Source organism: Mesorhizobium sangaii, from assembly GCF_014207355.1.
Lineage (GTDB): Bacteria > Pseudomonadota > Alphaproteobacteria > Rhizobiales > Rhizobiaceae > Mesorhizobium > Mesorhizobium sangaii.
Genome location: NZ_JACHEF010000001.1, coordinates 127,035 through 145,001, shown reverse-complemented (window position 1 = coordinate 145,001; position 17,967 = coordinate 127,035). Strand labels below are relative to the sequence as shown.

Here is a 17,967-nt window from a genome sequence, read left to right as displayed (position 1 = left end):
GGTAGAAAGAAAATGAATACAATCGCGACAATCAGTCATTCGAGACCCGAGCTATCCGGCCAATCGACACGCCCATCGGGCCGGCGCGGGTTTGCCGGACGTCTCGTGTATGTGGTCCGGTCGCTGGCGAAATGGATCGACCATCTGCTGGAACGCCGGCGCAGCCGGCTGGTATTGCTTGAGATGACCGATGATCAGCTCAAGGATATCGGCGTCTCCCGCTGCGATGCCCACCGCGAGGCCATCAGGCCGTTCTGGGACTGACCCGGTTTTGGATCAGGGCCAACCTTGGAATTGCGGACCGGTGTCCGGATGACTAACGGACGCTCGATGTTCTGATGCGTGCAACGCCGTGGTCGACAAGGACGGCGACCACGCAGAGCACGAGGAAAAGCCCGGTGATGGCCGCCGCAGAGATGGCGACGCTGGCTGCGCCGTTCTTGGCGACGTCGAGGAAGGGGTAGGGCACCTCGCCGGCAAAAGGCGCCCGCGCCAGCGCATAGATCAGATACGCCACGGGATAGAGCATCCACCAGGAGATGTCGCCCCACCGCGTCCTGCCGTTGGCGCCTGCGACCAGCCACCACAGCACGAACAGCACCGGCGTTACATAGTGCAGCAGGACATCGCAGAGCAGGAACAGGCCCTGTGGCTGCCAGAGCTGCGCCAGGATCGTCGCATAGACGATGAACACCAGGGTGATCGAAACGGCGATGCCCGCGCGCATCCGTGATCCTGCGAAGGCAGGCAGCCACGCGTAGCCGGTGGACGACAGCAGCGACGTGTGGACCAGCACCGCCCCAATATTGGTCAGGATGGTGAAGAAGCTGAAAAGGAAGACGACGGAGCCGAGCAGGCTGCGGCCGGCCTCCATCGACGCCGGAATGCTGATGCAGAACTGCAGGACTAGCCCGGCCAGACCGATGACCAGACCCACGATCTGCAGGAACCGGCCCATTGCCCTATGCAGCCGCCGCGCAGGAGGGATTGCCCGCCTGCCAACGGGCGATGTCGGAGCCGATGCGCGCGCCGACCGGGTCGTTCATGAGCGGTCCGAACACGTCGACGCGGCTTGAATTGCCTTGCGCCTGCACGACCAGCAACGGTTTGCCGCCATAGTGCTTGGCCGGCACCAGCAGGAAACGCGGCGTGCCGCTGAACGAATTCAGCTCGTTGGCCATCTGATATTGCTTGAAGGCCGGATCCTTGCTGGCGATCCAGCATTTGTGGGCCGATATCGCCACCTGTTCCATGGCCAGCAACGAGGCACTTTTGCCCGAGGGGACGGGAGCGCTCTTCGGGCTCGATTGGCAGGACGCCAGGGCAAAACCCGCGGCGGCAACCAGGGCGATCGTCTTGCTCCTGCTCAAGCGGCACCCATCTCAAGTTCGGACAGAAAAATCTTCAACCCGTCGGTCATCTCGCCCCACACCCGCGACAATGCCGGATGCGGCGAGGCGATCTGTTCGTAAGCATCGAATTTGGGATAGGCGTCGAGCAGGTCGTGGCGTCCTGTCATGGCCCGGAAATTGTTGAAGATGAAGCGCGTCGGCGTCAGCCAGGCATCGGCGAAGCTGATGTCGTTGCCGAGCGCGAAGGGGCCTTGCGCCATGCGTTCCTCGATCGCCGCCAGTCCGTGGTGCAAGCGGGCGAACTGGGCGTCGATCTCGGCATTGTTTCGCTTGGGCACGAAATGAAGCTCGAAAAGCTTCATCGTCGGGGTCAGCACGTCGAGATCGGTGATGCGGGCGAACATGCGCACCAGCGCGCGATCCTTGGAATCGGGGGGCAGCAGCGCCGGGTCCGGAAAGCGTTCCTCGAGATATTCGGCGATGACCACCGATTCGACGATCGTTTCACCCGAGCCGGTGATCAGCACCGGAATCCGGTTGAGCGGTGAGATGGCGCGAAACTCTTCCGGGATCGGAAAACCGGGCGGCGGTGCGATGATCTTGAGCGGTACATCCTTGATGTAGGCCAGCGCCCGCACGATCGACGAGTAAGGCGACAACGGTCGCGAATAGAGTTTCATGACCGTCTCTCTCCCTCATGAAGCGGACTTGCCCAATGGCTGGAATGTCCGGCTGTTTTCAGGCTGTTCGCCTTGATGATATCAGGCAGCAATGCCAAGCGCGCCCTCGAACAGCGCCCGGCCGTCGCTGCCGCCATGGGCTGCTTCGATCAGGTTTTCCGGGTGCGGCATCAAGCCGAGCACATTGCCGCGTTCGTTGATGATGCCGGCAATGTCGTTGATCGAGCCGTTGGGGTTGGTACCTTCGGCATAGCGGAACACCACCTGGCCTTCACCCTCGAGGCGGGCAAGTGTGTCGGCGTCGGCAAAATAGTTGCCGTCATGATGCGCCACCGGCGTGCGGATGATCTGGCCCGGCTGGTAGCGACGGGTGAACATGGTGTTGGCGTTGGTGATCTGCAGCTTCACCTGCCGGCAGACGAATTTCAGCGACGTGTTGCGCATCAGCGCCCCCGGCAGCAGCCCGGCCTCGACAAGGATCTGGAAGCCGTTGCAGACGCCGATGACCATGACGCCCTTGGCGGCCTGTTCGGCAACCGCCCGCATCACCGGCATGCGCGCGGCAATCGCGCCGCAGCGCAGATAGTCGCCGAAGGAAAAACCGCCGGGAATGGCGATCAGGTCGACATCGGGGATTTCGGTGTCGGTCTGCCAGACGGTGACCGGCGGTTTTCCCGAAATCTTGGTCAGCGCCGCGATCATGTCACGGTCGCGGTTGAGGCCAGGTAGAAGGACGACGGCGGATTTCATTTTGGTTCGTAAGGCCTCTGGGGTTCGGCAAGTTCACGCAGGTCGAGACGTCTGTCTATGCGTTCAAGACGCTCGTCTTGTCGGGTTAAAATGCCATAGACATTGTGGATATCACTTTGCGTTGCCACCATGTGACCTCGCATTACATTCAATTCCCGTTTTCGTCTCGGAAACATCCTGACGAAGCTCACCGATTTCGTGATGCACGCACTTCAGAAGCTCGAACATGACTTCCGACATAGTGCCTCCGACACAACCTCAGGTAAGTGTCACACTATAGTTCTCAATCACCGTATTCGCCAACAGCTTGTCGCACATGGACTTCAGGTCGGCTTCGGCCTTGGCCTTGTCGGTCTCGGAAAGCTCGACGTCGAACACCTTGCCCTGCCGCACCGCGCCGACGCCGCCGAAACCCAGTCCGGACAGGGCGTGTTCGATTGCCTTGCCTTGCGGGTCGAGCACGCCGTTCTTGAGGGTGACGGTAATGCGGGCCTTGATCACGCTGGACATGCTCCTGTTCTCAATATCGGGGTGCAAGCCGCTATCAGTGCGGCTTACCTTTGACGCCTTCGGTCGAGGCGACAAGCACCGGGCCAGTCGGGCGCGGCGGCTCGTTCTCGTTCATGATGCCGAGGCGGCGGGCAACTTCCTGATAGGCTTCGACGAGGCCGCCCATGTCGCGGCGGAACCGGTCCTTGTCGAGCTTGTCGTGCGTCGCCACGTCCCACAGACGGCAGGAATCCGGCGAAATCTCGTCGGCGACGACGATGCGCATCATGTCGCCTTCGAACAGGCGGCCGCATTCGATCTTGAAATCGACGAGCTGGATGCCGACACCCATGAACAGGCCGGAGAGGAAGTCGTTGACGCGGATGGCGAGTGCCATGACGTCGTCGATTTCCTGCGGGCTCGCCCAGCCGAACGCCGTGATGTGCTCTTCCGACACCATCGGATCGTCAAGCGCGTCGGCCTTGTAATAGAATTCAATGATCGAGCGCGGCAAGACGGTGCCTTCCTCGATGCCGAGGCGCTTGGACAGCGAACCGGCGGCGACATTGCGCACAACCACTTCGAGTGGAATGATCTCGACTTCCTTGATCAGCTGCTCGCGCATGTTGAGCCGGCGGATGAAGTGGGTCGGGATGCCCATGCGGTTGAGATGGTTGAAGATGTGCTCGGAAATGCGGTTGTTGAGCACGCCCTTGCCATCGACGACTTCATGTTTCTTCTTGTTGAACGCGGTTGCGTCGTCCTTGAAGAACTGGATGAGCGTACCCGGCTCGGGTCCCTCATAGAGGATCTTGGCCTTGCCTTCATAAATGCGGCGGCGATTTTTCATCTGATTTTTTCTCTGGGGTTCCGGACAGGCGGCAATCGACCATTTCCTGTCCGTCTGCCTGAAATAGTGCGGCTACGGTAGGGTTCAATGCCGGGTCTATCCCAATCACATCATTTGCTCAATCGGCAAATCCTTCCAATCAACCGCTTTCGGGACTGAAATGCCGCAGCGCAGCATGCAACGAAGCGTATTGACCGGCTCGCGACCTTTTGGTTTGTGCTTCCCCAACACATATACGTCATCACCAGCGAATCGATTTCCATCGGAGGGATGCCATGAGCAGCATGAAGGATCGCGAAGAGGGCTTTGAACGCAAGTTCGTATTCGACGAAGAACTTCGGTTCAAGGCCTCGGCGCGCCGCAACAAGGCGCTCGGCCTGTGGGCTGCCGAAAAGCTTGGAAAGTCGGGCGCCGATGCCGACGCCTATGCCAAGCAAGTGGTGGTTGCGGACATCGAGGAAGCCGGCGATCACGACGTGTTCCGCAAGATCCGCAAGGATTTCGACGACGCCGGTGTCGACCAGTCGGACCACCAGATCCGCCGCACCATGGACGAGCTGATGGCGCAGGCCATCGAGGAGATCAAGAACACCTGATCCGACCACGCGCTGGACCAATCGACCGCCCGACCTATCCGGGCGGTTTTTCTTTGCCTTGCAGCGGTTTCCGGCTGAAACTGCGATCCTTAACGAGGAAAGCGTAGATGTCCCTTAAGTCCCGCCTTGCAGCCGATGAAACGCTGTTCACCGCATGGTCCGGCGTGCCGGATGCGCTGACTGTCGAGATCGTCGCCAAGCAGGGCTTCGATGCCGTCACCCTCGACATGCAGCATGGCGGCCATCATGAGGACAGCGTGCTGCGCGGTCTGGTGCCGGTGCTCGCCGCAAACAAGCCTGCGCTGGTGCGCATTCCGGTCGGCCGCTTCGACATGGCAAGCCGCGCGCTCGACTTCGGCGCCGAGGCTGTCATCGCGCCGATGGTAAACTCGGTGGCCGATGCAAAACTGTTTGCCGCCGCCATGAAATACCCGCCGCTTGGTGAGCGCTCATGGGGCCCGACATATGCTTTTCCGCGCCATGGCAAGGGCGACCAGGCTGAATGGCTGCGCGACACCAATCAGCGCACCATGGCCTTCGCCATGGTCGAGACGCGTGCTGCCCTCGATGCACTCGACGGCATCCTCGACACACCGGGCATCGACGGCATCTTCCTCGGCCCGTCGGATTTCTCGATCGCCTGGAGCAACGGCGCGACCATCAATTCGACGCTGGAAAGCATGATGGAAACGGTGGCGTCGGTCGCCGAGCGCACCCGCAAGGCGGGAAAACATGCGGCGATCTATGTTGTCGAGCCGGCAATTGCCGGTCGCGTCGTCTCGATGGGCTACCGGCTGCTGGCCATGGGCTCGGAGCACGCGCTGATCGGGCTCGGCGCAAAAACCCTGTTGAAGAGCGTCAGGGATTCGATCGGCGCCTGAGCAAGCTCAGGGTTTCAGATCCGTCAGGAACTTGGCGAAGGTCATCGAGCCCTCGGGCCACGGACCAAAGCCCGAATCCGCGTTGAGGTGACCGGTCTCGCCGGCGTCGATGAACAACGAACCCCAGGCGCCGGCGATGTCCTCGGCGACATCGAAGGCGCAGAACGGGTCGTTGCGGCTGGCGATCACGATCGAAGGAAAGGGTAGCGGCTCGCGCGGATAAGGACCGAAGGTCATCAGGTGCCGGGGCTTGATCCCGGGGTTGGCGACATCGGGCGGCGCCACGAAGAAGGCGCCTGCGACCGGCCTCTGGAACTGCGGCATGGCCTGCACTGCCGCCGCCACACCCAGTGAATGCGCGACGATGACGACTGGTCGCTCGGCCTCGTTGACCGCCTTGGCCACGCTCGCCGTCCAGTCCTCGCGCACCGGTTTGGACCACTCCGCCTGCTCGACGCGCCGCGCCGTCGACAGCTTCGACTGCCAGCGGCTCTGCCAATGGTCCGGGCCGGAATTGGTGTAGCCCGGCACGATGAGAATATCTGCTTCCTTGACCTTCATGGCGCTGAAATAGCGAGCGGCGTCGCTTCGTGCAACGGCCATGAATCGCGCCCTTGATCACAAATAGTGAACACGATGTTCGCTTCTTCAAGTCTTGTGTGAACGATGCCGATGGACGATTTGTCATCAGGAAAAAGAAACAGCCGTGTGCGGGCTCCCATGCACGGCTTACAATGATTGGCGGCGCGGGACTCCTTGTCTTGGAAGTTTCACGGCAGGCCGGCCAAGCGGAGAATTTGATGAGCGAATTGCCTTTTGCCGCCACGACACCCGTCAGCGTTGCCCGCGTCGGGCTGAAGGCGCGCGACGCCGAAAGTCTTGCCGCCTATTATCGCAGCGTCGTCGGCCTGCAGGAACTGAGCCGCGCCGATGGCGCGATCACGCTCGGGGCCGGCAACCGTCCGTTGCTGGTCATCGAGGCGGATGCGGCGGCAAAGCCGGACGACCCGCAAAGTGCGGGCCTGTTCCACACCGCTTTCCTGTTGCCCAGCCGCGCCGATCTCGGCCGCTGGATCAACCATGCCATCGCCGACAAGATTGCCATCGAGGGAGCTTCCGACCATCTGGTCAGCGAAGCGCTCTACATGACCGATCCCGAAGGCAACGGCATCGAGATCTACGCCGACCGCCGTCCGCACGACTGGAAGTGGAATGGCGACAAGATTGCCATGGCGACCGAACGGCTGAACATTCCGTCTATCGTTGCCGAGGTACCGGCGGGTGACGCCGGTTGGCAGGGCGCGCCGGAAAACAGCATTGTCGGCCATGTCCACCTGCGCGTCGGCAGGCCGGAAGACGCCGAAGCCTGGTGGAACCAGGAATTCGGCTTCGACACGGTGGCGAAATATGGCGGCCAGGCGGTGTTCCTGTCGTCGGGCGGCTATCACCACCACATCGGCGCCAATGCCTGGCGCAGCCCCGGCGCCGGCCGCCGCGATCCGAGCCGGTCGGGCCTGTCCTGGGTCGAGATGCGTTCGGACAATGTAGCCAGCCCGGTAACCCGCGAAGACCCATGGGGGACTGTGATCAACACCGTTCCCGGCAAGGCCTGATTGCTATTTGGAGAGCATCTTTCTGCGGAGAAGGAAAGCTCGCCTCAGGCTTCCCCGAACACCCGCTTGAAGATCGTGTCGACATGCTTGGTGTGATAGCCGAGGTCGAATTTCTCGCGGATTTCGGCTTCCGGCAAGGCGGCGGTGACTTCCTTGTCGGCCAACAATTCCTCAAGAAAATCAGCACCTTGTTCCCACACCTTCATGGCGTTGCGCTGCACCAGCCGGTAGGAGTCTTCTCGCGACAGGCCGGCCTGCGTCAGCGCCAGCATGACGCGCTGCGAATGCACGAGGCCGCGGAACTTGTTCATGTTCTTCAGCATGTTGTCGGGATAGACGAGCAGCTTGTCGACGACGCTGGTCAGCCGTGACAGCGCGAAATCCAGCGTCACCGTGGCGTCCGGACCGATCATGCGCTCGACCGAGGAGTGCGAAATATCGCGCTCGTGCCAGAGCGCCACATTCTCCATCGCCGGCAGCGCCATGGACCGCACCATACGGGCAAGGCCGGTGAGGTTTTCGGTCAGCACAGGATTGCGCTTGTGCGGCATCGCCGACGAGCCTTTTTGGCCCGGCGAGAAATACTCTTCCGCTTCCAGCACTTCGGTGCGCTGCAGATGCCGGATCTCGATCGACAGCCGCTCGATCGACGAGGCGATGACGCCGAGCGTGGCGAAAAACATGGCGTGGCGGTCGCGCGGGATCACCTGCGTCGACACCGGTTCCGGCTTCAGCCCGAGCTTTGCCGCCACATGTTCCTCGACATAGGGTTCGATGTTGGCAAATGTGCCGACCGCGCCCGAAATGGCGCAGGTGGCGATGTCTTCTCGCGCATGCACCAGCCGCTCGCGGCAGCGCGAGAACTCGGCATAGGCCTGCGCCAGCTTGATGCCGAAGGTCGTCGGCTCGGCATGGATGCCATGGCTGCGGCCGATGGTGACGGTGTCCTTGTGCTCGAAGGCACGGCGCTTGAGTGCCGCAAGCAGGCCGTCGATGTCAGCGAGCAGGATGTCGCTGGCCCGGGTAAGCTGCACGGCAAAGCAGGTGTCGAGAACGTCCGATGAGGTCATGCCCTGGTGGATGAAGCGGGCGTCGGGCCCGACGAATTCGGCAAGATGGGTGAGGAAGGCGATAACGTCATGCTTGGTGACGCGCTCGATCTCGTCGATCGCCTCCACGTTGAATTTTGCCGCGCTGCCCTTTTCCCAGATGGTTTTTGCCGCTTCCTTGGGGATAACGCCGAGTTCGGCCAGCGCATCGCACGCATAAGCTTCGATCTCGAACCAGATGCGGAACCGGGTTTCGGGCGACCAGATGGCGACCATTTCCGGCCGGGAATAACGAGGGATCATCGGTCAGTCCTGATTTGTCGAGGAGTTTTGCCCGCGTCCTAACAGAGGTGGGCAAAATGCTCAACGCCGCTGCCGCGCAAACCAGACGCTCGCGGCAAACAAGGCGGCGAAACCGAGCGGAAAATAGTGCCGGATGCCCAGCACTGCGAACTGGTAAAGCGCAATCAAGATCGTGAAGACGAACTGGATGGCCCAGTTGCGGGTGAAAGCCGGTGCGTGCCACTCGGCATAGTAGGAGCGGTATTGCAAGGCGTACAGCCCGCCGGTCAGGCCGATGGTCGCGCCGAGCAGGCACACGAACGCCGCCGCGAACGCAACCTCCCAGCGCCTTCCAAGCGAGACCAACCGCGCCGCGTACAGGCCAAGCGGAAAGGCAAGTGCTCCGCCGCAGGCATAGAGCAGCGACACGGTGCCGATTTTTTCCGGCGTTTCCCAGTCATCCAACAGCAGGGTGACGAGCGCGCTGGCGCCCATCGCCAAGGCCCACAACAAGGCGCCGAAAAGCGCTGTACGCGGCGCCGGTATGGCGCGGCGAAGGCGGCTCAGGGCACGATTGCGCCCAGCGGATTGAACAAGCAAGGTCACAGGCGGCCGGTCACTGCGATCCAGCGAAAGTTCGGCCCCTCGAAGCCGTATTGGCGCACGCTGATCAGCACGGCGTAACCGCTGAGACTGTCCATTGAAAACGTCTGCACCGCGCCGATCCGGTAGCCGTTCGGACACCCGCGGCTCTTGGGGATCGACTTGTCCTCGTGCACCAACTTGGTCGTGCCGCCATCCTGCGCCCCGATGCGCAGCAGCCGGAACCCGTTGATCTCGCCCTGGCTCTCGCAGCCTTCGGTGTTGTTCATGCCGATCTCGTCGAGCCGGAATTCAAGCGGCTGGTCGACCGGCGAAAAGATCGGGCGTGGGTTGACCGCCATCCGGTGCGGATCGGCCGAAAGCTCGGTCACCGGGTTGAAGCCCGCGGTGATGCCCCTGTTCGCCGTCAACTCAGCCTGTTTGACGATCGCTTCGCCTTTCTGCCGGGCCTCGACGCGGGCGGCTTCGAGCGTGGCATTCTCATCGTCGATCCGGACCCTGACCGGCGTTCCCTTGAGAAAGCTGTCGTCGTTCGTGTCGATATAATAACGGTTGGCATAAGGGAATCCCGAGCCGTCCTGGACGCCATATTCCTCGAAGGCGAAGACGCCGCCGTCCTTGGTGAAGCCGAGGATTTCAAGCTCGGCAACATCGCCGGCATGGGCGGCGATGGACGCTGCGAATTGAGCAAGCAACGCAACGACAAACAAGAAGAGCAGTCGCATCGGTTTTCACTCCGGCAGCCGTGATCGTTTCAATCCCCTAGCACGACGGAATCAAAACGTCGTGCAGTCCGAAAGCCGATGCATCCAATCGGGCGGTCATTTGTTATTGTCGGCGATCCAATGGAGAACCACCATGACCGACACCAGCAAAATTCGTGAGCATATGGAAGTCATCGGCGCCGATGGCGTGCATGTCGGCACCGTCGACAAGGTTGACGGGAAGCGGATCAAGCTGACCAAGGCCGACAGCGGCGAGGGCGCTCACAAGGGCCATCACCACTACATTTCCCTGGCTCTGGTTGCCGAGGTCGATGGCAAGAAGGTGTGGCTGTCGGCGAATTCCGATGTCGCGGTGACCTTCGAGGAAGAAAAGTCCGATCCCGTCTGATCGGCTGCTTCACCCCAAGCGCGACGACCAGACCGGAAACAGGTCGTCATCGGCAGGCGTCGCGGCAAACACGCCGCGGCTGATGGCGCGTGCCATGGTGGCGCCGGCCGCGGCATAAAGGTCGATCGCCGCGTCGGCCGCAAGCTCGACGCCACTCGCGCCCGTCGCCAGCGCAAACACCAGGTCGCCGTCGGCCGGCGTGTGCGTCGGCCAGATGGCGCGCACGAACCCGTCATGCGCTGCTATCGCCAGTCGTTTTGCTGCGGCCTTGGTGAGAACCGTGTCCGTGGCGATAACGGCGATGGTGGTGTTGCCACCAGTCTCCATCTGCCTGCCGACATGCTTGTCGCGGTATTTCAACAGGATCCGTTTCGCGTCGTCCGGCATCGGTGAAGGGTAGCCAAGTCCGCCAAATTCGTCGCCGATTTCGAAGGGTGCTGCCCAGAAATGACGGGTTCGGCTGACGGTCACCGAGCCGGTCGGATTGACGGCGGCCAGCGCACCGATGGTGATGCCATTGTCGAGCAGCGTCGAGGCCGAGCCGAGGCCGCCCTTCAAACCGGAGGTGAGTGCACCGGTGCCAGCGCCGATCGTGCCGAGCTGGAAATCGGTAGTGGCGGCTTGCGCTGCTTCATAGCCGAGGTCGCGATATGGTGGATATCTTCCCCAATCCTTGTCGCCACCATTGCGCAGGTCGAACAGGATCGCCGCCGGCACGATCGGCACGCGAAAGCCACCGACCTCGAGCCCGATGCCGTGCTCGCGCAGCGCCGCCTGCACGCCGGATGCCGCATCGAGGCCGAAAGCCGAACCGCCTGAAAGCACCACCGCGTGGACCGCCTCGACCGAATTGTGCGGTTCGAGCAGATCGGTCTCGCGGGTCCCCGGTGCACCGCCCAGGATCTGGACGCCGGCAACCGCTGGCTCGTCGCAAAGGATGGTCGTGACGCCGGACTTCAGCCTGGCATCGGAAGCGTTGCCGACCCGCAGGCCGGCAACATCGGTGATCAGATTGCGCGGGCCGGTGCGTAACATCAGTTGCTTTCCAAAGGCGCAAAACGCGTGCCGTCGAAGCGGAAGACGCGGTACGGGCTTTGGCTGAGGTCGCCTTTCGCGTCGAAGCGGACCGGCCCGATCGCGGTGGTGAAATCGTGCCCGGTCAGCGCGTCGGCCAGCGGCTTGCCCGAAGTTTCGGACAGGCCTAATGCTGCCTTGGCGATCTCGACCGCCGCGTAGGCCGGCAGTGTGTAGCCGTCCGTCACGATCCTCCGTGCGGAGAAGCTTTCCAGCACTTTTGGGTCGGCGACATCGGCCCATTCAGGCGGTGCGATCATCAGCGTGCCCGTCGCATAGGGCACATCGCCGGGCGGTGTGCGCAGATTTTCGCCCCCGGCGAACACGATACCGGCAGAGAGTTGCGCCGCGTCACGGCCCATGATGGCGACATCGTCGCCGTCGCCGCCCGCAAAGACATGCGTCGCGCCGGCCTTCTTCAGCCGGCCGACCAGGCCGATCTGGTTGTCGAGCTGCGGCCGGAACGTATCGACGAACACCGGCTTTAGCGCCGCCTGTTCGGCCGCCGCCCGAAACGTCTCGGCGATTTCGCGGCCATAGATGGTGCCGTCATCGATGATGGCGAACAATTCGTCCTGCCACAGATGGGTGAGGCTGGCGGCCACCGCATTGCGCTCATCGTCGCCGCGTGGGCCGAGACGATAGACTGGCCAGCCAGTCTTGGCGCGCCGGTCGGTCAGGCTTTCGGTTCGCACGCCAACGGTGATGACCGGGATGTTGGCGTCTTTCAAGATCGGCATCGCCGCCTCGATCGCGTCGGTGCAGAGAAAGCCGACCACCGCATTGACCTTGGCCGCCACGAATTCCCTGGCCGCGGCAGCACCGCCTTCGGCGGTACAGGCGTCATCGATGGTTTTGAGTTCGATGCCATTCGCTTCGGCTGCGAGACTGGTGCCGGCGTCGATCTGCTTGCCGAGGATGGCTGATGGTCCCGACAAGGGCGCAGCCACGCCCACCAGCAGCGTCTGGGCGCTGGCGACGCTTGCCATGAAAAGCCAGGCCAGTGCGGCAGATATCGTTACCCTGGGGCGCATTCTGGTGATGAATTCCTCCCAACTGGCGACATCTCGCAGGCGCCAATTCCCGCCAAGACCTAAAGGCTGGCCGGCCTTGGTGCAACACGCGAATTTCACGATATGGGCCAAGCACTTCGCTTGTGGCATGTCGTATGTCGCCATATATAGCGGTAGGTTTCTGGCTGTGGACAATTTCCGGTGCTGAAGAAGAATGACATTGGGCCGCAGGCCTATCGCGACGCGATGAGCCATTTTGCCGGCCACGTTCATGTGGTCACCACCGATGGGCCGGCGGGCAAGCGCGGCGCGACGGTGATCGCGGCCTGTTCGGTGTCGGACACGCCGCCGACGATTCTCGTCTGCCTCAACCGTGAAAACCCCAAGAATGAGCCGTTCGTGAAAAACGGCAGATTTGCCCTGAACACGCTGGCTTCGCATCAGGAGCCGCTCTCGATCGGCTTTTCCGGCATCACCGGCCTGCCGGTCGAGGAACGTTTCGCGCTCGGCGAGTGGGACGTGATCTCCACTGGCGCGCCGACGCTGAAGGGCGCGCTCGCGGTGTTCGACTGCGAGCTGATCGACACCAAGGACCTGGCCACGCATCGTGTGCTTTTTGGCAAGGTGACAGGTCTGCGAATGGGCGATAATTTGCGGCCGCTGATCTATCACGCCCGCGGCTACCATGTTCTGGACAGCGGGGCGGCGGCGTTCACGGAGACAGAATGAACGAGCTGAAACCGCGCGCCGTGCCGCGGACGATCGACGAGACGCTCGATCTGCTGACCGGCGCGGACTATGTGGCCGACCGGTCGCTGGCAACCGTGCTGTTCCTGTCGCTGCGCATGAAGCGGCCGCTGTTCCTCGAGGGTGAGGCTGGTGTCGGCAAGACCGAGATCGCCAAGGTGCTGGCGCAGGCGCTTGGCCGCCGGTTGATCCGCTTGCAGTGCTATGAAGGCCTTGATGTCTCGTCTGCCGTCTATGAGTGGAATTACGCCGCGCAGATGATCGAGATCCGCATGGAGGAGGCGGCCGGCAAGGTCGATCGCTCCGACATGGAGCGCAATGTCTTCTCCGAAAAATATCTGATCCGCCGCCCGGTGCTCGATGCGCTGACGGGGAAAGCGGGCGCCGCGCCGGTGTTCCTGATCGACGAACTCGACCGCACCGACGAGGCCTTCGAGGCGTTCCTGCTCGAAATCCTGTCCGATTTCCAGGTGACGGTGCCTGAACTCGGCACGATCAAGGCGGAAGAACCGCCGATCGTCATCATCACCACCAACCGCACCCGCGAGATCCACGACGCGCTGAAGCGGCGCTGCCTCTATCACTGGGTCGACTATCCCAATGCCGAGCGCGAGCTGGAGATCGTGCGCCGAAAGGTGCCGCAGGCCAACCAGCGGCTTTCGGCCGAGGTGGTCTCCTTCATCCAGAAGCTGCGCCAGATCGAGTTATTCAAGGTGCCGGGCGTCGCCGAAACCATCGACTGGGCCGGCGCGCTGACGGAGCTCGACAAGGTGGCGCTCGATCCCGAAACCGTATCCGACACCATCGGCGTGCTGTTGAAATACCAGGACGACATTGCCCGTATCGAACAGGGCGAAGGCCGGCGCATCCTCAACGAGGTGAAGGCCGAGCTTTCGGCGGCGGAGTAGGCGATGCCGCGCCCCGAGCCGAAAGAGGCGACAGCGGACGGGCGGATTGCCGACAACATCGTCTATTTCGCCCGCACTTTGCGCAAGGCCGGCATGCGGGTCGGGCCGGCGTCGGTCAAGGATGCCATCGAGGCAGTGCTGGTCGCCGGCATCGGTTCGCGCGACGATTTCTACTGGACGCTGCATGCCGTGCTGGTGTCCCGCCACGAGGACCACGCCATCTTCGACGAAGCTTTCCGGCTGTTCTGGAAGTCGCGCGAACTGATTGAGAAGATGCTGGCGATGTTCTCGCCGGTGGCGCCCGACACCAGGGAAAAGCAGAAGCCGCGCGCCGCCGAAAACCGCGTCAGCCAGGCGATGTTCGAGGGTCATCAGAAGAACCAGCCGGTGCAGGAAATCCCCGAAATCGAGGTCGACGCCCGCTTCACCTTCTCCGGCAACGAGGTGCTGCGCGGCAAGGACTTTGCCCAGATGAACGCAGCCGAGATGGCGGACGCCAGAAAGGCGATCGCCCAGTTGCGGTTGCCCTTCGACATGGTGCGTACCCGGCGCTTCAAGGCCGATGCGCATGGCCGCCGCATTGATCCCCGCGCCATGATGCGTTCGGCCGCTCGCACCGGCGGCGAACTGATCCTGCCGAAATTCCGCTCACCGCGCGAGGTTCACCCGCCGCTGGTGGTGCTGGCCGACATTTCCGGCTCGATGAGCCAATACACGCGCATCTTCCTGCACTTCCTGCATGCGCTGACCGAAAAGCGCCGCCGAGTCCACACGTTCGTCTTCGGCACCCGGCTGACCAACCTGACCCGACAGATGCGCCACCGCGATCCGGATGCCGCACTGGCCGACTGTTCGGTGGCGGTGAAGGACTGGTCGGGCGGCACGCGCATCGGCGATACGCTGGCCGAATTCAACCGGCTGTGGTCGCGCCGTGTGCTGGGGCAGGGGGCGGTGGTGCTTTTGATCACCGACGGGCTGGAGCGCGACGATGTCGCCGGCCTGTCGGAGGAAATGGAGCGGCTACACAAATCCTGCCGGCGGCTGATCTGGCTCAACCCGTTGCTGCGCTTCGACGGCTTCCAGGCGCGCGCCCGCGGTGTCAAGGCGATGCTGCCGCATGTCGACGAATTCCGCTCGGTGCACAATCTCGATGCGCTCGCCGATCTCTGTGCCTCGCTGGACAAGAAATCGGCGCAGTCTGTCGATCCGCGCCGATGGCTGGACGCTGGCACGAGGCGCGCCGCATAACCATATACTGCCTCGGGAAAAACAGACTCTGAGAGAAGCGATCATGGATAACAGCACCTATCTCGATGAGGCCCGCGATCCGCTGATCATCGCGGAAGGCTGGATGAAGGACGGCAAGGATATCGCCATTGCCACGGTTGTCGAGACCTGGGGCTCGGCGCCGCGTCCAGTCGGCAGTCATCTGGTCATCGACGCCGACGGCAATTTCCACGGCTCCGTCTCTGGCGGCTGCGTCGAAGGCGCTGTGGTTACCGAAGCGATCGATGTGATCGACACAGGCAAGGCCAGGATGCTTGAGTTTGGTGTTGCCGACGAAACCGCCTGGCAGGTCGGCCTGTCCTGCGGCGGCCGCATCAAGGTCTATGTTGAAAGATTGGGCTGACCTTTATGGACCCGTATGCGCTCAAGATGTTGAACGCCGAACGCCGCGCCCGCCGCGCGGCGATCCTCGTCACCGATCTCGGTGACGGCCGCGACCGTGTCGTGCGCGAAGGCGATCAGGTTGCCGGCGATCTCGGATCTGCGATCGCCAGGGCGTTTCGATCAGGCAATTCCGGTTCGGTCGAGGCCGAGGGACGGACCTTCTTTCTCAACGCGCATCTGCCGCAGCCGCGGCTGGTTGTCGTCGGCGCCGTGCACATCAGCCAGGCGCTGGCGCCGATGGCCAGGATCGCAGGCTATCCCCTGGAGATCATCGATCCCCGCACGGCCTTTGCCACGCCGGACCGCTTTCCCGATGTCGCCCTGCATGCCGAATGGCCTGAGGATGTGCTGAAGCGCCAGCCGCTCGACAGCTACACCGCACTTGCCGCCGTCACCCATGATCCGAAGGTCGATGATTTTGCGCTGAAGGCAGCGCTCGACGCCAACTGCTTCTATGTCGGCGCGCTTGGCAGCCGAAAGACCCACGCCAAGCGCGTCGAACGCTTGCTGGCGCTGGGCGCGAGCGCCGACCAGATCGCCCGCATTCACGCGCCGATCGGGCTCGACATCGGTGCCGCCAGCCCTGCCGAGATCGCGGTCGCGGTGCTGGCGCAGGTCGTCCATGCCTTCCGCTCGCGCGGTCTGGAAGTGAAAGGCGCGGCAGCGTGAAATTCGGCCCGATTCCGATCGAAGCGGCCGAAGGTGCGGTGCTGGCGCATGCCACCACGGCTGGCGAACGGCGCTTTCGCAAGGCGCACAGGCTGAACGCCGAAGACGTGGCCTTGCTGCGAGGCGCCGGCATTTCGGAGGTTGTTGCGGCCGTGCTGGCCGCTGACGATCTCAGTGAGGACGCCGCCGCGCAGGAAATAGCCGAAAGCATGGCCTTTCGCGGCATCGACGCGCGGCCGGCCGCGACCGGGCGGGTCAATCTCCACGCCGGGTCAGCCGGTATCTTCACCGTCAATGCCGCTGTCATCGACGCCATCAACGCCGTCGATCCCGCCATCACCATCGCAACGTTGGCGCAGCATGCGCCGGTCGAGAAGGGCCAGATGGTCGCGACGGTAAAGATCATTCCTTTCGCGGTCAGCTCCGCGCTGGTCGATGCGGTCACGAAAATCTGCGCTGGTGGCGAGGTCTTTGCCGTCAACGCCTATCAGGCTGTGCGTGTCGGCGTCATCCAGACCGTCCTGCCGGGCATCAAGCCGAGCGTGCTCGACAAGACGCTACGCGTCACCGAAGCGCGGCTGGCGCGCACCGGCGGCAGGCTGACGGCGGAGCGCCGCACCCCGCACGAGATCGCTCCGGTGGCGGAGGCCGCGGCCTTGCTGGTGCGCGACAACGACATGGTGGTGATCTTCGGCGCCTCCGCGATGAGCGATTTCGCCGATGTCATTCCGGCGGCGATCGAGAGGGCGGGTGGTACTGTTATCCGCGCGGGCATGCCGGTCGATCCCGGCAATCTGCTGGTGCTCGGAACGCTCGGCGGCAAGCGTGTCATCGGTGCACCCGGCTGCGCCCGCAGCCCCAAGGAAAATGGCTTCGACTGGGTGCTGGATCGGTTGATCGCTGGCCTTGACGTGACCGCCAAGGATATCGCCGGCATGGGCGTCGGCGGGCTGTTGATGGAAATCCCGACCCGGCCGCAGCCGCGTGAACCGCTGCCGCCCAAAAACAAGCTCAAGGTCGGCATCGTGCTTCTGGCGGCTGGCCGGTCGAGCCGCATGGGCGGGCCGAACAAGCTCCTGGCGCTGTTCGACGGCAAGCCACTGGTGCGCCGCACTGCCGAGCGCGCGCTCGGCTCGAAGGCGTCGGGCACGATTGTCGTCACCGGCCACCAGCGCGAGCGGGTGCGTGCGGCGTTGGCGGGGCTGGATGTGGCTTTCGCCGACAATCCCGATTTCGCCGACGGCCTGTCCACCTCGCTGAAGGCCGGCATTGCCTATCTGCCCGAAAACTCCGCCGGTGTGATGATCGTTCTCGGCGACATGCCGGGTGTCTCGTCTGATGACCTCGACAGGTTGATCGATGCATTCCGCAAGGCGGGCGGCAATTCGGTGGTCCGCGCCTCGCATGACGGCAAGCGCGGCAACCCGGTGCTTTTGCCGCGCTCGCTGTTTCCGGCGATCGGCCATCTGGAAGGCGACACCGGTGCACGCCATCTGGTCGAGGCCGAAGGGCTCGATGTCATCGATGTCGAGATCGGCGCAGGCGCGTCCGTCGACGTCGACACCCGCGAAGCGCTGGAAGGTGCCGGCGGCGTACTGCAGGATTGACAAACCGAAGCTGAAAAACG

At 63.0% G+C, this 17,967-nt stretch carries 23 protein-coding genes; 11 read left to right on the top strand and 12 right to left on the bottom strand.

Going from position 1 to position 17,967, the window contains the following annotated elements:
• Positions 1-12: 12 nt before the first annotated feature.
• Complete coding sequence (locus HNQ71_RS00820) at positions 13-264, top strand: DUF1127 domain-containing protein (RefSeq protein WP_184870750.1); 252 nt, start codon at positions 13-15, stop codon at positions 262-264.
• A gap of 52 nt (positions 265-316) precedes the next feature.
• On the opposite strand, the gene HNQ71_RS00815 is transcribed toward HNQ71_RS00820, so the two are convergent.
• The 6 genes from HNQ71_RS00815 to purC form a co-directional block, all read right to left on the bottom strand.
• Positions 317-958 carry a Pr6Pr family membrane protein gene (locus tag HNQ71_RS00815; protein WP_184870749.1) on the bottom strand — a complete coding sequence of 214 codons (642 nt, stop codon included), beginning with the start codon at positions 956-958 and terminating at the stop codon, positions 317-319.
• A gap of 4 nt (positions 959-962) precedes the next feature.
• Positions 963-1,370: a hypothetical protein gene (locus HNQ71_RS00810; protein ID WP_184870748.1), complete on the bottom strand. Its 408-nt coding sequence runs from the start codon at positions 1,368-1,370 to the stop codon at positions 963-965.
• Positions 1,367-2,032, bottom strand: coding sequence for a glutathione S-transferase family protein (locus HNQ71_RS00805; protein ID WP_184870747.1), 666 nt, complete (start codon positions 2,030-2,032; stop codon positions 1,367-1,369). The genes HNQ71_RS00810 and HNQ71_RS00805 overlap by 4 nt, the downstream gene beginning before the upstream one ends.
• An 81-nt stretch (positions 2,033-2,113) precedes the next feature.
• Positions 2,114-2,782, bottom strand: coding sequence for a phosphoribosylformylglycinamidine synthase subunit PurQ (purQ, locus tag HNQ71_RS00800; RefSeq protein WP_184870746.1), 669 nt, complete (start codon positions 2,780-2,782; stop codon positions 2,114-2,116).
• Positions 2,783-3,040: 258 nt separating this feature from the next.
• Complete coding sequence (gene purS / locus HNQ71_RS00795; RefSeq protein WP_184872186.1) at positions 3,041-3,283, bottom strand: phosphoribosylformylglycinamidine synthase subunit PurS; 243 nt, start codon at positions 3,281-3,283, stop codon at positions 3,041-3,043.
• Between the two features lie 43 nt (positions 3,284-3,326).
• The gene (gene purC / locus HNQ71_RS00790; protein WP_111542508.1) at positions 3,327-4,121 is read right to left on the bottom strand and encodes a phosphoribosylaminoimidazolesuccinocarboxamide synthase; all 795 of its coding nucleotides are present in this window, start codon (positions 4,119-4,121) and stop codon (positions 3,327-3,329) included.
• Between the two features lie 275 nt (positions 4,122-4,396).
• On the opposite strand from purC, the gene HNQ71_RS00785 reads away from it, so the two are divergent.
• Positions 4,397-4,717, top strand: a complete 321-nt coding sequence (locus HNQ71_RS00785) for a DUF1476 domain-containing protein (protein WP_184870745.1) — start codon at positions 4,397-4,399, stop codon at positions 4,715-4,717.
• A gap of 107 nt (positions 4,718-4,824) precedes the next feature.
• Positions 4,825-5,598, top strand: coding sequence for an HpcH/HpaI aldolase family protein (locus HNQ71_RS00780; RefSeq protein WP_111542506.1), 774 nt, complete (start codon positions 4,825-4,827; stop codon positions 5,596-5,598).
• A gap of 6 nt (positions 5,599-5,604) precedes the next feature.
• Here the strand turns inward: HNQ71_RS00780 and HNQ71_RS00775 are convergent, their stop codons facing one another.
• Positions 5,605-6,159 (bottom strand): RBBP9/YdeN family alpha/beta hydrolase, encoded by a 555-nt coding sequence (locus HNQ71_RS00775; RefSeq protein ID WP_184872185.1) that lies wholly within the window; start codon positions 6,157-6,159, stop codon positions 5,605-5,607.
• A gap of 239 nt (positions 6,160-6,398) precedes the next feature.
• Between HNQ71_RS00775 and HNQ71_RS00770 the strand changes: the two genes are divergently transcribed.
• Positions 6,399-7,211 carry a VOC family protein gene (locus HNQ71_RS00770; protein ID WP_184870744.1) on the top strand — a complete coding sequence of 271 codons (813 nt, stop codon included), beginning with the start codon at positions 6,399-6,401 and terminating at the stop codon, positions 7,209-7,211.
• A 44-nt stretch (positions 7,212-7,255) separates the two neighbouring features.
• Here the strand turns inward: HNQ71_RS00770 and purB are convergent, their stop codons facing one another.
• The 3 genes from purB to HNQ71_RS00755 form a co-directional block, all read right to left on the bottom strand.
• Positions 7,256-8,563, bottom strand: coding sequence for an adenylosuccinate lyase (gene purB / locus HNQ71_RS00765; RefSeq protein WP_184870743.1), 1,308 nt, complete (start codon positions 8,561-8,563; stop codon positions 7,256-7,258).
• A gap of 60 nt (positions 8,564-8,623) precedes the next feature.
• Positions 8,624-9,037: a hypothetical protein gene (locus tag HNQ71_RS00760; RefSeq protein WP_246461134.1), complete on the bottom strand. Its 414-nt coding sequence runs from the start codon at positions 9,035-9,037 to the stop codon at positions 8,624-8,626.
• Positions 9,038-9,144: 107 nt separating this feature from the next.
• Positions 9,145-9,870 carry a DUF2259 domain-containing protein gene (locus tag HNQ71_RS00755; RefSeq protein WP_184870742.1) on the bottom strand — a complete coding sequence of 242 codons (726 nt, stop codon included), beginning with the start codon at positions 9,868-9,870 and terminating at the stop codon, positions 9,145-9,147.
• A 133-nt stretch (positions 9,871-10,003) separates the two neighbouring features.
• Here HNQ71_RS00755 and HNQ71_RS00750 point away from each other — a divergent pair, with 133 nt between their 5' ends.
• A complete protein-coding gene (locus HNQ71_RS00750; protein ID WP_184870741.1) occupies positions 10,004-10,258 on the top strand; it encodes a DUF2171 domain-containing protein in 255 nt (84 codons plus the stop codon).
• 9 nt (positions 10,259-10,267) lie between these two features.
• Here the strand turns inward: HNQ71_RS00750 and HNQ71_RS00745 are convergent, their stop codons facing one another.
• Together HNQ71_RS00745 and HNQ71_RS00740 are read right to left on the bottom strand one after the other, a co-directional pair.
• Positions 10,268-11,293 (bottom strand): P1 family peptidase, encoded by a 1,026-nt coding sequence (locus HNQ71_RS00745; protein WP_184870740.1) that lies wholly within the window; start codon positions 11,291-11,293, stop codon positions 10,268-10,270.
• Positions 11,293-12,366, bottom strand: a complete 1,074-nt coding sequence (locus tag HNQ71_RS00740; protein WP_184870739.1) for a branched-chain amino acid ABC transporter substrate-binding protein — start codon at positions 12,364-12,366, stop codon at positions 11,293-11,295. The genes HNQ71_RS00745 and HNQ71_RS00740 overlap by 1 nt, the downstream gene beginning before the upstream one ends.
• Positions 12,367-12,546: 180 nt before the next feature.
• Between HNQ71_RS00740 and HNQ71_RS00735 the strand changes: the two genes are divergently transcribed.
• Genes HNQ71_RS00735 through HNQ71_RS00710 form a run of 6 tightly spaced genes read left to right on the top strand, consistent with a single transcriptional unit; the run spans position 12,547 to position 17,947 of the window.
• On the top strand, positions 12,547-13,074 hold the full coding sequence (locus HNQ71_RS00735) for a flavin reductase (RefSeq protein WP_184870738.1): 528 nt from the start codon (positions 12,547-12,549) through the stop codon (positions 13,072-13,074).
• Entirely contained in the window at positions 13,071-14,000 is a 930-nt protein-coding gene (locus HNQ71_RS00730) for an AAA family ATPase (protein WP_184870737.1), read from the top strand. The genes HNQ71_RS00735 and HNQ71_RS00730 overlap by 4 nt, the downstream gene beginning before the upstream one ends.
• A 3-nt stretch (positions 14,001-14,003) precedes the next feature.
• The gene (locus tag HNQ71_RS00725) at positions 14,004-15,248 is read left to right on the top strand and encodes a vWA domain-containing protein (protein WP_184870736.1); all 1,245 of its coding nucleotides are present in this window, start codon (positions 14,004-14,006) and stop codon (positions 15,246-15,248) included.
• A 43-nt stretch (positions 15,249-15,291) separates the two neighbouring features.
• A complete protein-coding gene (locus HNQ71_RS00720) occupies positions 15,292-15,630 on the top strand; it encodes an XdhC family protein (protein ID WP_184870735.1) in 339 nt (112 codons plus the stop codon).
• Between the two features lie 5 nt (positions 15,631-15,635).
• Positions 15,636-16,340, top strand: coding sequence for an XdhC family protein (locus HNQ71_RS00715; RefSeq protein ID WP_184870734.1), 705 nt, complete (start codon positions 15,636-15,638; stop codon positions 16,338-16,340).
• A complete protein-coding gene (locus HNQ71_RS00710) occupies positions 16,337-17,947 on the top strand; it encodes an NTP transferase domain-containing protein (protein WP_184870733.1) in 1,611 nt (536 codons plus the stop codon). Before HNQ71_RS00715 ends, HNQ71_RS00710 begins: the two co-directional genes overlap by 4 nt.
• Positions 17,948-17,967: the final 20 nt, after the last annotated feature.

What these genes read in the sequence shown, in the direction of transcription:
- HNQ71_RS00820 (WP_184870750.1), top strand. Translation starts at nt 13, where the DNA reads ATGAATACAATCGCGACAATCAGTCATTCGAGACCCGAGCTATCCGGC.
- HNQ71_RS00815 (WP_184870749.1), bottom strand. Translation starts at nt 958, where the DNA reads ATGGGCCGGTTCCTGCAGATCGTGGGTCTGGTCATCGGTCTGGCCGGG.
- HNQ71_RS00805 (WP_184870747.1), bottom strand. Translation starts at nt 2,032, where the DNA reads ATGAAACTCTATTCGCGACCGTTGTCGCCTTACTCGTCGATCGTGCGG.
- purQ (WP_184870746.1), bottom strand. Translation starts at nt 2,782, where the DNA reads ATGAAATCCGCCGTCGTCCTTCTACCTGGCCTCAACCGCGACCGTGAC.
- purC (WP_111542508.1), bottom strand. Translation starts at nt 4,121, where the DNA reads ATGAAAAATCGCCGCCGCATTTATGAAGGCAAGGCCAAGATCCTCTAT.
- HNQ71_RS00785 (WP_184870745.1), top strand. Translation starts at nt 4,397, where the DNA reads ATGAGCAGCATGAAGGATCGCGAAGAGGGCTTTGAACGCAAGTTCGTA.
- HNQ71_RS00780 (WP_111542506.1), top strand. Translation starts at nt 4,825, where the DNA reads ATGTCCCTTAAGTCCCGCCTTGCAGCCGATGAAACGCTGTTCACCGCA.
- HNQ71_RS00775 (WP_184872185.1), bottom strand. Translation starts at nt 6,159, where the DNA reads ATGAAGGTCAAGGAAGCAGATATTCTCATCGTGCCGGGCTACACCAAT.
- HNQ71_RS00770 (WP_184870744.1), top strand. Translation starts at nt 6,399, where the DNA reads ATGAGCGAATTGCCTTTTGCCGCCACGACACCCGTCAGCGTTGCCCGC.
- purB (WP_184870743.1), bottom strand. Translation starts at nt 8,563, where the DNA reads ATGATCCCTCGTTATTCCCGGCCGGAAATGGTCGCCATCTGGTCGCCC.
- HNQ71_RS00760 (WP_246461134.1), bottom strand. Translation starts at nt 9,037, where the DNA reads ATGGGCGCCAGCGCGCTCGTCACCCTGCTGTTGGATGACTGGGAAACG.
- HNQ71_RS00755 (WP_184870742.1), bottom strand. Translation starts at nt 9,870, where the DNA reads ATGCGACTGCTCTTCTTGTTTGTCGTTGCGTTGCTTGCTCAATTCGCA.
- HNQ71_RS00750 (WP_184870741.1), top strand. Translation starts at nt 10,004, where the DNA reads ATGACCGACACCAGCAAAATTCGTGAGCATATGGAAGTCATCGGCGCC.
- HNQ71_RS00745 (WP_184870740.1), bottom strand. Translation starts at nt 11,293, where the DNA reads ATGTTACGCACCGGCCCGCGCAATCTGATCACCGATGTTGCCGGCCTG.
- HNQ71_RS00740 (WP_184870739.1), bottom strand. Translation starts at nt 12,366, where the DNA reads ATGCGCCCCAGGGTAACGATATCTGCCGCACTGGCCTGGCTTTTCATG.
- HNQ71_RS00730 (WP_184870737.1), top strand. Translation starts at nt 13,071, where the DNA reads ATGAACGAGCTGAAACCGCGCGCCGTGCCGCGGACGATCGACGAGACG.
- HNQ71_RS00725 (WP_184870736.1), top strand. Translation starts at nt 14,004, where the DNA reads ATGCCGCGCCCCGAGCCGAAAGAGGCGACAGCGGACGGGCGGATTGCC.
- HNQ71_RS00720 (WP_184870735.1), top strand. Translation starts at nt 15,292, where the DNA reads ATGGATAACAGCACCTATCTCGATGAGGCCCGCGATCCGCTGATCATC.
- HNQ71_RS00715 (WP_184870734.1), top strand. Translation starts at nt 15,636, where the DNA reads ATGGACCCGTATGCGCTCAAGATGTTGAACGCCGAACGCCGCGCCCGC.